This is a genomic window from Pseudomonas sp. LG1D9, assembly GCF_002949995.1.
GTDB classification, from domain to species: Bacteria; Pseudomonadota; Gammaproteobacteria; order Pseudomonadales; family Pseudomonadaceae; genus Aquipseudomonas; species Aquipseudomonas proteolytica.
The window spans coordinates 5982161-5995706 of record NZ_CP026881.1; the positions used below are offsets into that span (position 1 = coordinate 5982161).

Sequence of the window (13546 nt, forward strand, 5' to 3'; positions counted from 1 at the left end):
AATGTCTTTTTGTAGGAGCGTGCTTGCTCGCGAAGAACCTGATGACGCCGCGTTTAGCCGCTAAGCCCGCGTTATCGTTGACGTTTTTCGCGAGCAAGCTCGCTCCTACAACAGCGTTAATTTTTTTCAGGAGATTTCCCATGATGTTGCTAGCAGACAAAACCGTGATCATCACCGGCGCCTCCCGTGGCATCGGCCGCGCCGCCGCCCGCGAGTGCGCACGCCAGGGCGCCCGCGTAGTGATCGGCCATAGCGGCAGCGAACAAGGCACACACGCCGCGCTGTCGCTGATCGAAGAGATCCGCGCCTTCGGCGGCCAGGCCATTGAAGTGGGTGGCGATGCCGCCGACCCAGACACCGGCGACACGCTGGTGGCCGCTGCGGTCAAGGCCTTTGGCAGTGTCGATGTGTTCGTCAATAACGCCGGTATCTGCCCGTTCCACTCTTTCCTCGACATGCCGCGCGAGGTGTACCTCAAGACCGTCAACACCAACCTCAACGGCGCCTATTTTGCGGTGCAGGCAGCGGCCAACCAAATGAAGAACCAGGGGCGTGGCGGTGCGATCATTGCCGTCAGTTCCATCAGCGCCCTGGTGGGCGGCGGCATGCAGACCCACTACACGCCGACCAAGGCCGGCCTGCATTCGCTGATGCAGTCCTGCGCCATCGCCCTGGGGCCGTATGGCATCCGCTGCAACTCGGTCTTGCCGGGCACTATCGCCACCGACATCAACAAAGAAGACCTGGCTGACGAGGAAAAACTCGCCTACATGACCTCGCGCACGCCGTTGGGCCGCCTGGGTGAGCCGGACGACGTCGCCGGGCCGATCGTGTTCCTCGCCTCCGATATGGCGCGCTACGTGACCGGTGCATCGTTGCTGGTCGATGGCGGGTTGTTCGTCAACTTGCAGTAACCCTTCCCCCGACACCACACATCCACTGTAGGAGCCGGCTTGCCGGCGATAGCGGTCGCACTTCACACCGCCATCGCGAGCAAGCCCGCTGCCACATTGGGGGTCTGTGTGTGCCTGGAATTTGTGTTTTACCCCTGATAACAACAATAAAACCAAGGAGCATTCATGCGCATCAACCTCCCCCTGGCCCTACTTTGCAGCACGGTGTCCACCTACGCCCTGAGCGCCGGTTTGCTCGACCCTGCCTCGCCGGCCATGCTCGGCGACTGGAACGGCCTGCGCCCGCAACTGGCCGAGCAGGGCTACGACTTTACCTTCAAGTATGTCGGTGAAGCGGGCTCCAATCTCGGTGCCGGCTACGACTCCCACATGACCGCCCGCTGGAGCGACCAGTTGATCCTCGGCGTGACCATGGACCTGCAAAAACTCTGGGGTTGGCAGGACGCGACCTTTCGCATCGGCATCGGCGAGCGCCATGGCAAGGACATCACCAATGACCGTGTGCATCACCCCGACGCCACCGGCCTGACCTCGACCATGGAAGTGTTTGGCGGCGGCAATGCCTGGCGCCTGTCGCAATTTTGGTACGAGCAGAAATTCTTCGAGCGCAAATTCGCCCTGAAACTGGGGCGCTTCGGCCATGGCGAGGACTTTGACCAGTTCCCCTGCGAATTCCAGAACGTCACCCTGTGCGGCTCCCAGGAAGGCAACTGGAATGGCGTGTGGAACAGCTTCCCCATCAGCCAGTGGGCGGTGCGCGCCAAGTACCAGTTCACCGATGAGTTCGCGATGCAGATTGGCGCCTACGACAAGAACCCTGGCAACGCTGAGGCGAGCAACGGCTTCAAGCCGTTTATCAGTGGCTCCCAAGGTACCAGCTTCCCTATCGAAGCCATCTGGAAGGGGCAGGTTGGCGGGCTGAGTTCGGAGTACCACGCCGGTTATTACTACGCCAATGCCGATACCAAGGACATGCTCAAGGACGCCGACGGCAACTACGCGGCCAGCAGCCAGAAGCCTTATCGGATGTATTCAGGCAATGCCGGCTGGTGGTTGTCGGGCCAACAGCAGTTGACCACGGTCGATGGCAACAACAAGCGCGGGCTTAACGTGTTTGCCAACCTGACCATGAATGATCCGCATAAAAGCGTGATCAAGAGCCTGGTACAGGTGGGGCTGATCTATCGAGGGCCCTTCGACTCGCGGCCAGATGACACTTTTGGCATCGGCGCTTCGAAGTTGCAGGTCAGTGACCGCTATACCGACAACACCCAGGCGCTCAACGCGCGCAATGGAGTGACGGGCATGGATGATCCGCTGTATGTGCCTGAGCAAAAGCGTGAGTACAGTTATGAGGTCAACTACGGGGTACAGGCCACCCAATGGCTGATGGTGCGGCCTAACCTGCAATACGTGAAATACCCTGGAGGGTTGACGCAAACCAACGGTGCAGTGGTGGGTGGGGTGCAGTTTATTGCCGACTTCTGAGAGAGGTTGGCCGCAGAGCCGGAGCGCGAAGCTGCAGTCCCGGTAGGAGCTGGCTTGCCAGCGATGGCGGCGTACCAGGCAACCTATGCTTGGGCTGACACACCGCCTTCGCGGGCAAGCCCGCGCCTACAGGGGTTGGATTTTGGTCGCACTACAGCGTTCTTAACGCATCACCACAATCCCCGCCACCAACACCACCGGCCAGGCCAACATCGCGGCTCGCCATCCCAGGGGCGCGTGACGTAGTTCCATGAACCCATCGGCAATCACCCAGGCCTTGGCTACTGCGGCCAGCACCACTGCCCACCACCACCCCGCAGCACCGGACATGACGGTGCCCACGCTCAGCAGCACCAGCGCCGTCCAGCACGCCAGCAGCCTCACAACACGTACACCAACGGAAACAACACTACCCACACCAGATCCACCATATGCCAATACAACACCCCGGACTCCATCCCCGACTGGCGCCCCGGCCCGTAAGCCCCGCGCCAACAGCGCAACGCCAACCACGCCAGGATCACCATCCCCAGCAGTACATGCAAAAAGTGAAAGCCGGTCAAAATCCAATACAGGGTAAAAAACGTACTGTGCTCCATCCCCAACCCCGCAGCGGCCAGGTGGCCGTACTCGCTGAGTTTGATCCACACATACACCAGCGCCACCAACAACCCCAGTACCAATAACCCAGCCGCCCGCCGCGAGCGGTCGGCGAGTGCCTGTTGCTGGGCCAACGCCGCAAGCAGGCCGGCCGTCAGCAGGCTCAGGGTCATCGCCAGGCCGGTGGAGGTGTCCAGTTGTGCGCGGCCTTCGGCAAAGACCTCGGGCCGTAGCGTCTGGGTCACGGCAAAGGCAAGGATCAGAATCGCAAACACCGAGAGTTCGGCAAGGATAAAAAACCACATCGCCAGATCACCCGGCAGGCGCCGGTCAACTGAAGTGAACATCAACCACATCCATCAGGGCCGCGACGGTTTGCGGGTCGTCGCTCAGCGCTTCTGCCAGGCAGGCCATGCACGCCTCGCGGGGCGGCATGCCGGCGGCGATCAGGCGGGCGGTGAAGATCAGTAGGCGCGTAGAGGCCACCTCCTCCAGGTCATGCTGGTCAAGCCGGCGCAAGGCTTGCCCCAGGCGCACCACCTGGGCCGCCAGGGCGCTGTCGACCTGGGCTTCGCGGGCGACGATGCGTTCTTCTTCGAGTGTCGATGGATAGCCAAAGCGCATCGCCACAAAACGCTGGCGCGTGCTGGGTTTCATGCCCTTGAGCAGGTTCTGGTAACCGGGGTTATAGGACACCACCAACATGAACGACGGCGGCGCCTTGAGGACTTCGCCGGTGCGCTCCAGGAACAGCTCGCGACGGTCATCGGCCACCGGGTGCAAGACCACGGCGGTGTCCTGGCGCGCCTCGACCACTTCGTCGAGGTAGCAGATGCCCCCTTCGCGCACCGCGCGGGTCAGCGGGCCGTCCTGCCACCAGGTGCCCTGGGCGCCGATCAGGTGGCGGCCAATCAGGTCGGCCGCACTGAGGTCGTCGTGGCAGGCCACGGTATACAGCGGCAGTTGCAGACGGTGGGCCATGTGCTGCACGAAGCGGGTCTTGCCGCAGCCGGTGGGCCCCTTGATCAGCACCGGCATGCGGTGACGCCAGGCGTGTTCGAACAACTCATGTTCGTTGTTGACGGCTTGATAGAAGGGTTCGGTCATGGCGCACCTTGCATGGACAACGGGTTTGACCGCCACGCTACGGGGGCCTGCGACAACCTGGCAAGCCGTACTCAAGGCAAACTTGATCGCCGTCAAGCGGTCATTCACCCACCGCGACATAGTCTCTGCTGGCACTAAGAACCTGCGTTCTAACCGGATCGCAAAGGTCTTGCCTGAGGAGATATGGAATGCTGACTCGCAACAAAACACCCTTTGTACTGACGCTGGCCGGGCTCAGCTGCGCGCTGGCCCTGGCCCTCTCAACCCAGGCCTTCGCGGCGGCCCCCGCACCGGCTGCAGCCATGGTCAAGAGCCCCGGCGCACCCGACTTGAGCCAAGCCGAGTTCGATGCCTCCAAGCAGATCTACTTCGAGCGCTGCGCCGGTTGCCATGGAGTGTTGCGCAAAGGCGCCACCGGCAAGCCGCTGACCCCGGACATCACCCAGGCCCGTGGCCAGGCGTACCTGGAGGCCTTGATCACCTATGGCTCCCCCGCCGGCATGCCGAACTGGGGCACCTCCAATGCGCTGACCAAAGCGCAGATCACCAGCATGGCCACCTTCATCCAGCACACCGCGCCAACGCCACCGGAATGGGGCATGGCCGAAACCCTCAAGACCTGGAAGGTGCTGGTCAAGCCCGAAGACCGTCCGAAGAAGCAACTCAACAAGCTCAACCTGGAAAACCTGTTCTCCGTCACCCTGCGTGACGACGGCAAAATCGCCTTGATCGACGGCGACAGCAAGAAAATCGTCAAGCTCATCGACACCGGCTATGCCGTGCATATCTCGCGGATTTCCGCTTCGGGGCGCTACCTGCTGGTGATCGGCCGTGACGCCAAGATCGACATGATCGACCTGTGGCCCGTCGAGCCGACCAAAGTCGCCGAGATCAAGGTGGGCATCGAGGCTCGCTCGGTGGAGACGTCCAAGTTCAAGGGCTACGAAGACAAGTACGCGATCGCCGGTTCCTACTGGCCGCCGCAGTTCACCATCATGGACGGCGAGACCCTGGAGCCCAAGCAGATCGTCTCCACCCGTGGCATGACCGTGGACAAGCAGGAGTACCACCCGGAACCGCGTGTAGCGGCGATCATCGCCTCCCACGAATGGCCGGAGTTCATCGTCAACGTCAAGGAAACCGGCAAGGTGATGCTGGTCAACTACCAGGACATCAAGAACCTCACCATCACCACCATCGACGCCGCGCCGTTCCTGCATGACGGCGGTTGGGACAGCACCCATCGTTATTTCATGACGGCGGCGAACAACTCCAACAAGGTCGCGGTCATCGACTCCAAGGAGCGCAAGCTCACCGCTCTGGTGGATGTGGGCAAGACCCCGCACCCCGGTCGTGGCGCCAACTTTGTGCACCCGCAATATGGTCCGGTGTGGGCCACCAGCCACCTGGGTGACGGCGGTGTTTCAGTGATTGGTACCGACCCGGTCAAGCACCCGCAGTACGCCTGGAAGCAAGTGACATCGCTCAACGGCCAGGGCGGTGGCTCGCTGTTTATCAAGACCCACCCCAACTCGCGAAACCTCTACGTCGACACCACCCTCAACCCCGACACCAAGCTCAGCCAGTCGGTGGCCGTGTTCAACATCGACAAGCTCGACGCCGGCTACACCGTGCTGCCGATTGCCGAATGGTCCGGCATCAAGCAAGGCGCCCTGCGCGTGGTGCAGCCGGAATACAACAAGGCGGGTGATGAAGTGTGGTTCTCGGTGTGGAACGGCCAGGAAGAGGAGTCGGCGCTGGTCGTGGTCGATGACAAGACCCTCAAGCTCAAGAACGTGATCAGGGACAAGCGCCTGATTACCCCGACCGGCAAGTTCAACGTTTACAACACCCAATTCGATATCTATTGAGCTTCATCAACAAGAGGCAACCCAATGAAAAATATCCTGCTTGCACTCGCGGCCCTGGGCGCGGCGTTGAGCCTGTCCACGGCGCTTGCCGAGGATGGTGCGGCGCTGTTCAAGAGCAAACCCTGCGCCGCCTGCCACACCATCGACAGCAAGATGGTGGGGCCGGCGCTCAAGGAAGTCGCGGAGAAGAACGCCGGGGTCAAGGACGCAGACAAGACTCTGGCCGGCCATATCAAGAACGGTACCCAGGGTAACTGGGGGCCGATTCCGATGCCGCCAAACCAAGTCACCGATGCCGAAGCCCTGACCCTCGCCCAATGGGTGTTGAGCCTCAAATAAGCACAAGGAGCACGCCATGCAAGTCTCGATGATCGGTTCGGCCATGGCGCTGCTTTTTCTTATTCCCGCGCCGGTGCATGGAGCACCGGCGCCTGCACGCCAGGTCCAGCTGGAACACCTGCTGACCCAGGACTGCGGGGCCTGCCACGGCCTGCATCTGACCGGCGGCCTGGGCCCGGCCCTGACGCCCCAAGCCCTGGCCGGACAGACCCGCGACACCCTGATTGCCACCGTGACTTATGGCCGCCCTGCCCTGGCGATGCCCGGCTGGGCCCCGTTGCTCAATGCCGGCGAGATTGCCTGGCTGGTGGACCGCCTCCTGCAAGGAACCCCCGCGCCATGATCCGTCCCCTGCTTGCCTGCTTTGCCGGCCTGTTGCTCACGGCCTGTGCCCAACCCCCGCTGCGCGGCACCGGCGACCTGGGCCTGGTGGTGGAACGTGCCAGCGGCAGCCTGCTGATTATCGACAGCAGCAACCAGGCCCGCCTGGCCCGGGTCGAGGGGCTGGGCGACTTGTCCCATGCTTCGGCGGTGTTTTCCCGGGACCAACGCTACGCCTATCTGTTTGGTCGCGACGGCGGGTTGACCAAGGTTGACCTGCTGACCATGCGCATCGACCAACGCCTGATCCAGGGCGGCAACAGCATCGGCGGCGCGATCAGCCAGGATGGGCGCCTGATTGCGGTCTCCAACTACCAGCCAGGTGGGGTCAAGGTGTTCGACGCGCAAACCCTCAAGCAGGTGGCCGATATCCCGGCCACACCCCTGGCCGACGGCAAGCGTTCGCGGGTGGTGGGCCTGGTGGATGCGCCGGGGCAACGCTTTGTGTTCAGCCTGTTCGATACCGACGAGATCTGGAGTGCCGATTTCAGCCAGGGCAACACCCCGGTCATCACCCGCTTCAGCGGTATTGGCCGCCAGCCCTATGACGCATTGATCACTGCCGATGGCCGTTACTACATGGCCGGGTTGTTTGGCGAGGATGGCATGGCCCAGCTCGACCTGTGGCACCCCGAGCACGGGGTCAAGCGCGTGCTCGCCGACTACGGCCGTGGCCAGGAAAAACTGCCGGTGTACAAGATGCCGCACCTGGAAGGCTGGGCCGTGGCCGACAACCAGGCCTTCGTGCCCGCCGTAGGTCGCCACCAAGTGCTGGTGATGGACGCACGCACCTGGCAACAGACCGCCGCCATCGCCGTGGCCGGCCAGCCGATTTTTGTCACCGCGCGCCCCGACGGGCGCCAGTTGTGGGTCAACTTCGCCTACCCGGACAACGACCGGGTGCAGGTACTCGACACCGAGACCCACCAAGTGGTCGCGGACCTGCGCCCCGGCCCCGGGGTGTTGCACATGGAATTCACCGGGCGCGGTGAGCAGCTGTGGTTGTCGGTTCGCGACGGCCAGCAGGTGCAGGTTTGGGATCCTTATCGTTTGACCTTGCTCAAGACCCTGCCGGCCGAAAGCCCCAGCGGCATCTTCTTCAGCAGCCGCGCGCAAAAAATGGGGTACTGAGATGGAACTGGATGAACTGACCGCACGCCTGATCGACCGCTATCAACATGGCATGCCGCTGTGCGCCGAGCCTTACCTGGAGATGGCCAACACCCTGGGCTGCAGCGAGAAAGAGTTGATGGCCTGCCTGCAACGCCTGGAACTGGCGGGCGCGCTGTCGCGGGTCGGGCCGGTATTCGATCACAGCCGCGCCGGCGCCAGTACCCTCGCCGCCCTGGCGGTGCCCGCCGAGCGCCTGGAGCAGGTGGCGGCGCGCATCAGTCGATACCCCGAGGTCAATCACAACTACGCCCGCGAACATCACTACAACCTGTGGTTTGTGCTGACCGGGCCCAATCGCCGCCATCTGGAACAGATTCTGGAGGAGCTGGAAAAGGACACCGGCCTGGTCCCCCTGGACCTGCCAATGCTCACCTCCTACCGCATCGACCTGGGTTTTGCCCTGGGAGGCCACCCGTGATCGCCCCGCTGAACCATGAGCAATTGCTCGACCTGCGCCAGTGCCTGGAGCGTGGGCTGCCGCGCGTTTCGCGGCCCTATGAAGACCTCGCCGAGCAGATCGGCGCCCACCACTTGCAGGTGTTGAAGCAGATGCAGCAATGGCAGGAACAGGGCCTGTTCCGCCGCGTCGGTCTGGTGCTCAACCATCGCGCCCTGGGCTATGTGGCCAATGCGATGCTGGTGCTGGACGTGCCCGATGCGCTGATTGATGAAGTCGGCCAGCGGCTGGGCCGCGCGCCGGGCATCACCCTGTGCTACCAGCGGCCACGGCGCTTGCCGCACTGGCGCTACAACCTGTTTTGCATGGTTCATGGCCGTGAGCGCGCAGCAGTGCAGGCGCAGATCCAGGCACTGCTGGACCAGCACCTGCTCGCCGACTTGCCCCACCACCTGCTGTTCAGCACGCGCATGTTCAAACAATGCGGCGGGCGCTTTGCACCGCCACCGTCACAGGTATGGGCCCATGGATGAACTCGACCGGCAGTTGATCAACCGCCTGCAGCGGGGCCTGCCTCTGGTACGTCACCCCTGGCAAGCCGTGGCGGCAGAGCTGCGCAGCACGCCCGACGAGTTGCTCGACCGCCTGCATCTGTTGCTCGAAGACGGCGTGCTGACGCGCTTCGGGCCGATGTTTGATATCGAGCGCCTGGGTGGCGCGTTCACCCTCGCCGCCCTTGCGGTGCCCGAGTCCCGCTTTGAACAGGTGGCGGCGCAACTCAACGAACTGCCGCAAGTGGCCCACAACTACCGGCGCGAGCACCCCTGGAATATGTGGTTTGTGCTGGCCTGCGCGACCTGCGCCGACCTCGACCAGACCCTGGCCCATATCCACACCATTACCGGGCTTGAGGTGCTCAACCTGCCCAAGGAGCAAACCTACCATGTCGGTCTGTACTTCCCGGTTTGACGAAACCCTGGCCCAACGCTTGATCCAATTGACCGAGTCCGGCCTGCCCCTGGTGGAAGATCCCTGGACCTGGCTCGCCGAGCAACTGGGCATCAGCGTCGAATCCACCCTCGACCTGCTCAAGCGCCTGCAGGCGGAAGGCGCCATCCGCCGGATCGCCGCCGTGCCCAATCACTACCGCCTGGGCTACCGCCACAACGGCATGACCGTGTGGGATGTGTGCGATGAACAGATGCCGCGCCTGGGCGAGTTGATCGGCGCCCAACCCTTTGTCAGCCACTGCTATCGCAGGCCCAGGCGTGCGGACTGGCCCTACAACCTGTTCGCCATGGTGCATGGGCGCAGCCGTGAGGAAATCGACAGCTACCGTGAACACCTGCGCTTTCTGCTGGGCACTGCCAGCCGGGCCGACGAGATGTTGGTAAGCAGCCGCATCCTGAAAAAAACCGGCCTGCGCTTGGCCTCTCCTCGCTCCAGTGGAAGCTGGCTTGCCAGCGAAGGTCGTTAACGATAACGCGGGCATCCTGGATGAACGTGTCGCCGGGGCGTTTTTCGCGACCACGCTCGCTCCTACAACAAGGAACATCTTATGCTTAGGATCAGTCATTACCTGCGCACCCTGGCCGGCCAATGCCCGCCTCCACGCAGCGCCAAACCCGGCAGCCAGCGCGCGCCGGTGGTGATCTGGAACCTGCTGCGCCGTTGCAACCTGACCTGCAAGCACTGCTATGCCACCAGCGCCGACAGTGTGTTCCGCGATGAACTGGACACCGAAGCGGCACTGAAGGTAATCGATGATCTGCACGAGGCCGGGGTCAAGGTGTTGATTCTCTCGGGTGGCGAGCCCCTGCTGCGCGAAGACCTGTTCCAGCTCAGCGCCTATGCCCGCAGCAAGGGGTTTTTCGTGGCGCTGTCGAGCAATGGCACGCTGATCGATGAGGGCAATATCCAGCAGATCGCCGCCGCACGCTTTGACTATGTGGGCATCAGCATCGATGGCTTGAAGGCCACCCACGATGCCTTCCGCCAATGCGAGGGCAGTTTCGAGCGCTCGATGCACGCCATCAACCTGTGCCGTCAGGCGGGGATCCGCGTCGGCCTGCGCACGACCCTGACCCAGGAAAACTACGCGCAGCTCCCGCAACTGCTGGCCCTGATGCGTGAATACGATGTGCAGAAGTTCTACCTCTCGCACCTCAACTACAGCGGGCGTGGCAAGCGCAGCCGGCAGCTGGACGCCCATCAACAAATGAGCCGCGACGCCATGCTGATGCTGTTCCAGCAGGCCTGGGACGACATCCAGAATGGCGTGGCCAGCGATTTTGTCAGTGGCAACAACGACGCCGACGCCGTTCTGTTGCTGCAATGGGTGCACCAGCACCTGCCGGAACACTACCCGCAACTTGAACACCTGCTGCATGCCTGGGGCGGCAATGCCTCGGGCAGTGGCATCGCCAATATCGACAACACCGGCGAAGTGCACCCGGACACTTACTGGTGGCAACACTCGGTGGGCAATGTGCGCAACACCTCGTTCCGCGAAATCTGGCTGGAGCGTCCCGACCCGCTGCTGCTGCGCCTGCGCCAATACCCGCGCGAGATCGGTGGCCGTTGCACCGACTGCCGCTGGCTGGGCATTTGCAACGGCAACACCCGCACCCGCGCCTGGGCTGGCGGCGACCTTTGGGGCCCGGACCCCGGTTGCTACCTCAGCGACGCTGAAATCGCCCGCACGCCGCCCACCTTGATTCCTTGCTCGGCACGCTGAACCACCGGCCGGCTACCTGGTGAAACAACCGGGGGCCGCCAACCTGATGATGAACCAAGGAAGTCTCATGCACTCATCCCACGCGTTACCCTCCGTGCTGCACAGCCCCTTCCACCCCGGCGAAGTCGCCCTGGTCGGCGCCGGCCCCGGTGATCCGCGCCTGTTGACCCTGCGCGCCTGGAGTCTGCTGATGCAGGCCGATGCCGTGGTGTTCGACCGCCTGATCAGCGCCGACCTGCTGACCCTGATCCCGCTGACCTGTGCCCGCCATTACGTGGGCAAGGCCAGCGGGTATCACAGCCTGCCCCAGTCGCAGATCAACGAACTGCTGGCCGAGCTGGCCCTGCAGGGGCAGCGCGTGGTTCGGCTCAAGGGCGGCGACCCGTTCGTGTTTGGCCGCGGTGCCGAAGAACTGGAGTACCTGCTGGCACAAGGCGTTTCGTGCCAGGTGGTGCCAGGCATCACGGCGGCCTCCGGTTGCAGCGCCTATGCCGGCATCCCCCTGACCCACCGTGACCTGGTCAATTCGTGCCGCTTCGTCACCGGGCATTTGCAGCGCGACGGCGAATTGAAGTTGCCCTGGGCCAGCCTCGCCGACAGCACCCAGACCCTGGTGTTCTACATGGGCCTGTCGAACCTGGCGATGATCGCTGAGCGCCTGATCGATGCCGGCCTGCCCGCCGACACGCCCGCTGCGTTGATCTGCAACGGTGCCCGCGCCGACCAGCAGGTGCATCGCGGCACCCTGCGCCTGCTGCCAGCCCTGGCCTTGATGTGCGAACCCGGGGTGCCGACCTTGACGGTGATCGGGCATGTGGTCGACCTGTTTGCCGATGCGTCCCTGCACTACCCCGCCAGCCTGGCGCCCGCACACCGCGCAGTGTCCGGGGTGGCGGTATGAAACGCCTGTGGCTGGTGCCGCTGCTCTGGGCCAGCGCCGCCCACGGCGCAACCGATGCCGCCGCCGATTACCAGCAGCATTGCCAAAGCTGCCATGGCCTCAACCGGGTCGGCAGCAGCGGCCCGGCGTTGCTGCCCGAGAGCCTGGGGCGGATCAAGCCGGCCGAAATTCGCCAGGTGATCGAGCAAGGTCGCCCGGCCAGCCAGATGGCGGCATTCGCCCCGCTGCTGACGGCGCAACAGATCGACGGCCTGGTGAGCTTCTTGCAACAGCCGCCCGCCACGCCCGCGACCTGGAGCGAGCAGGACATGCGCAGCAGCCATCGCCAATTGGCCGACCTCAGTCAACTGCCCAGCACCCCGCAGCACCACGCCGACCCGCTGAACCTGTTTGTGGTGGTGGAATCGGGCGATCATCACATCGATATTCTCGACGGGGATCGCTTTGAAGTGCTCGACCGTTTTGCCTCGCACTTTGCTGTACATGGCGGGCCGAAGTTCTCGCCGGACGGGCGCTTTGTGTACTTCGCTTCGCGCGACGGCTGGATCAGCCTGTATGACCTGCACAACCTCAAGCTGATCGCCGAGATCCGCGCCGGCCTCAATACCCGCAACCTCGCGGTGAGCAAGGATGGGCGCTGGGTGCTGGTGGGCAATTACCTGCCCGGCAACCTGGTGGTGCTGGATGCCCGCGACCTGTCACTGGTCAAGACGCTGCCGACGGGCTCACGGGTCAGCGCGGTGTACACCGCCCCGCCACGCAACAGTTTTATCGTCGCCCTCAAGGATGTGAATGAAGTCTGGGAGTTGTCCTACGCGGCGCCCAACCCGGACTTCGAGCCCCGACGCATCCAGGCCCAGGATGTGCTCGATGACTTTTCCTTTTCTCCCGACTACCGCCAACTGCTCGCCACCTCACGCAAGGCCGGCGGCGGGCAAGTGATCGACCTCGACTCCGGGCAGGTGGTGACCGACATTGCACTGGCGGGCATGCCGCACTTGGGCTCGGGCACTTACTGGCAACGCAACGGGCAGTGGGTATTTGCCACGCCAAATATCAGCAAGGGGCAGATTTCGGTGCTGGACCTCAAGACCTGGAAGCTGATCAAACAGATCCCCACCTTGGGGCCTGGGTTCTTTATGCGCAGCCACGCCAACTCGCGCTATGTATGGAGTGATGTGTTTTTTGGTCCGGACAACGACGCGATCCACTTGATCGACAAGCAGACCCTGGAAATCGCCCACACCCTACGGCCGATGCCGGGCAAGACCGCGGCGCACGTGGAATTCACCCGGGATGGACGCTACCTGCTGCTGAGCATCTGGGACCGCGAGGGTGCGTTGATCGTTTACGACAGCCAGACCTTGCAGGAGGTCAAGCGCCTGCCCATGAACAAGCCATCGGGCAAGTACAACGTGGGCAACAAGATCGAGTTTGCCGAAGGGACTTCCCATTAGCCCGTGGTGAGTGGGGCTGTCGTGGTGAGTGGGGCTTGTTGTGGCGAGCGGGCTTGCCCCGCGCTGGGCTGCGAAGCAGCCCCAAAACCAGGCAACGGGCAATGCCTGACACACCTCATTGTTCTTGAATGGGGCTGCTTCGCAGCCCAGCGCGGGGCAAGCCCGCTCGCCACAACAGCCC

Annotated in this window: 16 protein-coding genes; 13 read left to right on the plus strand and 3 right to left on the minus strand. The window is 63.3% G+C overall.

Translation table 11 applies throughout. From position 1 onward, the window contains the following. The first annotated feature begins 143 nt into the window (after positions 1 to 143). Positions 144 to 914, plus strand: coding sequence for an SDR family NAD(P)-dependent oxidoreductase (locus C5F71_RS27375; RefSeq protein ID WP_104912680.1), 771 nt, complete (start codon positions 144 to 146; stop codon positions 912 to 914). Positions 915 to 1079: 165 nt separating this feature from the next. Beyond that, positions 1080 to 2402 (plus strand): carbohydrate porin, encoded by a 1323-nt coding sequence (locus C5F71_RS27380; RefSeq protein WP_104912471.1) that lies wholly within the window; start codon positions 1080 to 1082, stop codon positions 2400 to 2402. A gap of 162 nt (positions 2403 to 2564) precedes the next feature. On the opposite strand, the gene C5F71_RS27385 is transcribed toward C5F71_RS27380, so the two are convergent. Genes C5F71_RS27385 through C5F71_RS27395 form a run of 3 tightly spaced genes read right to left on the minus strand, consistent with a single transcriptional unit; the run spans position 2565 to position 4109 of the window. After that, positions 2565 to 2732: a cytochrome C oxidase subunit IV family protein gene (locus C5F71_RS27385; RefSeq protein WP_092237484.1), complete on the minus strand. Its 168-nt coding sequence runs from the start codon at positions 2730 to 2732 to the stop codon at positions 2565 to 2567. 50 nt (positions 2733 to 2782) lie between these two features. Beyond that, positions 2783 to 3349, minus strand: coding sequence for a cytochrome c oxidase subunit 3 (locus C5F71_RS27390; RefSeq protein ID WP_104912472.1), 567 nt, complete (start codon positions 3347 to 3349; stop codon positions 2783 to 2785). Beyond that, complete coding sequence (locus tag C5F71_RS27395) at positions 3333 to 4109, minus strand: CbbQ/NirQ/NorQ/GpvN family protein (RefSeq protein WP_029291253.1); 777 nt, start codon at positions 4107 to 4109, stop codon at positions 3333 to 3335. The genes C5F71_RS27390 and C5F71_RS27395 overlap by 17 nt, the downstream gene beginning before the upstream one ends. 302 nt (positions 4110 to 4411) lie before the next feature. Between C5F71_RS27395 and nirS the strand changes: the two genes are divergently transcribed. The 11 genes from nirS (at position 4412) to C5F71_RS27455 (ending at position 13365) form a co-directional block, all read left to right on the plus strand. Continuing rightward, positions 4412 to 5980 carry a nitrite reductase gene (nirS, locus tag C5F71_RS27400; protein ID WP_224791098.1) on the plus strand — a complete coding sequence of 523 codons (1569 nt, stop codon included), beginning with the start codon at positions 4412 to 4414 and terminating at the stop codon, positions 5978 to 5980. 24 nt (positions 5981 to 6004) lie between these two features. Beyond that, complete coding sequence (locus C5F71_RS27405; protein ID WP_104912473.1) at positions 6005 to 6319, plus strand: c-type cytochrome; 315 nt, start codon at positions 6005 to 6007, stop codon at positions 6317 to 6319. A gap of 16 nt (positions 6320 to 6335) precedes the next feature. Next, entirely contained in the window at positions 6336 to 6662 is a 327-nt protein-coding gene (locus C5F71_RS27410; RefSeq protein WP_029291245.1) for a cytochrome c, read from the plus strand. Continuing rightward, positions 6659 to 7831, plus strand: a complete 1173-nt coding sequence (locus C5F71_RS27415) for a cytochrome D1 domain-containing protein (RefSeq protein ID WP_029291242.1) — start codon at positions 6659 to 6661, stop codon at positions 7829 to 7831. The genes C5F71_RS27410 and C5F71_RS27415 overlap by 4 nt, the downstream gene beginning before the upstream one ends. 1 nt (position 7832) lies before the next feature. Further along, positions 7833 to 8291: an Lrp/AsnC family transcriptional regulator gene (locus C5F71_RS27420; RefSeq protein WP_029291240.1), complete on the plus strand. Its 459-nt coding sequence runs from the start codon at positions 7833 to 7835 to the stop codon at positions 8289 to 8291. Beyond that, the gene (locus C5F71_RS27425) at positions 8288 to 8803 is read left to right on the plus strand and encodes an Lrp/AsnC family transcriptional regulator (RefSeq protein ID WP_029291237.1); all 516 of its coding nucleotides are present in this window, start codon (positions 8288 to 8290) and stop codon (positions 8801 to 8803) included. The genes C5F71_RS27420 and C5F71_RS27425 overlap by 4 nt, the downstream gene beginning before the upstream one ends. Next, positions 8796 to 9239, plus strand: a complete 444-nt coding sequence (locus C5F71_RS27430; protein ID WP_092237071.1) for an Lrp/AsnC family transcriptional regulator — start codon at positions 8796 to 8798, stop codon at positions 9237 to 9239. Before C5F71_RS27425 ends, C5F71_RS27430 begins: the two co-directional genes overlap by 8 nt. Next, positions 9214 to 9747, plus strand: coding sequence for an Lrp/AsnC family transcriptional regulator (locus C5F71_RS27435; protein WP_029291232.1), 534 nt, complete (start codon positions 9214 to 9216; stop codon positions 9745 to 9747). Before C5F71_RS27430 ends, C5F71_RS27435 begins: the two co-directional genes overlap by 26 nt. An 81-nt stretch (positions 9748 to 9828) precedes the next feature. Beyond that, a complete protein-coding gene (gene nirJ / locus C5F71_RS27445; protein ID WP_104912475.1) occupies positions 9829 to 11007 on the plus strand; it encodes a heme d1 biosynthesis radical SAM protein NirJ in 1179 nt (392 codons plus the stop codon). A gap of 67 nt (positions 11008 to 11074) precedes the next feature. Beyond that, positions 11075 to 11908 (plus strand): uroporphyrinogen-III C-methyltransferase, encoded by an 834-nt coding sequence (gene cobA / locus C5F71_RS27450; protein ID WP_104912476.1) that lies wholly within the window; start codon positions 11075 to 11077, stop codon positions 11906 to 11908. Further along, positions 11905 to 13365: a cytochrome D1 domain-containing protein gene (locus C5F71_RS27455; RefSeq protein WP_104912477.1), complete on the plus strand. Its 1461-nt coding sequence runs from the start codon at positions 11905 to 11907 to the stop codon at positions 13363 to 13365. The genes cobA and C5F71_RS27455 overlap by 4 nt, the downstream gene beginning before the upstream one ends. Positions 13366 to 13546: the final 181 nt, after the last annotated feature.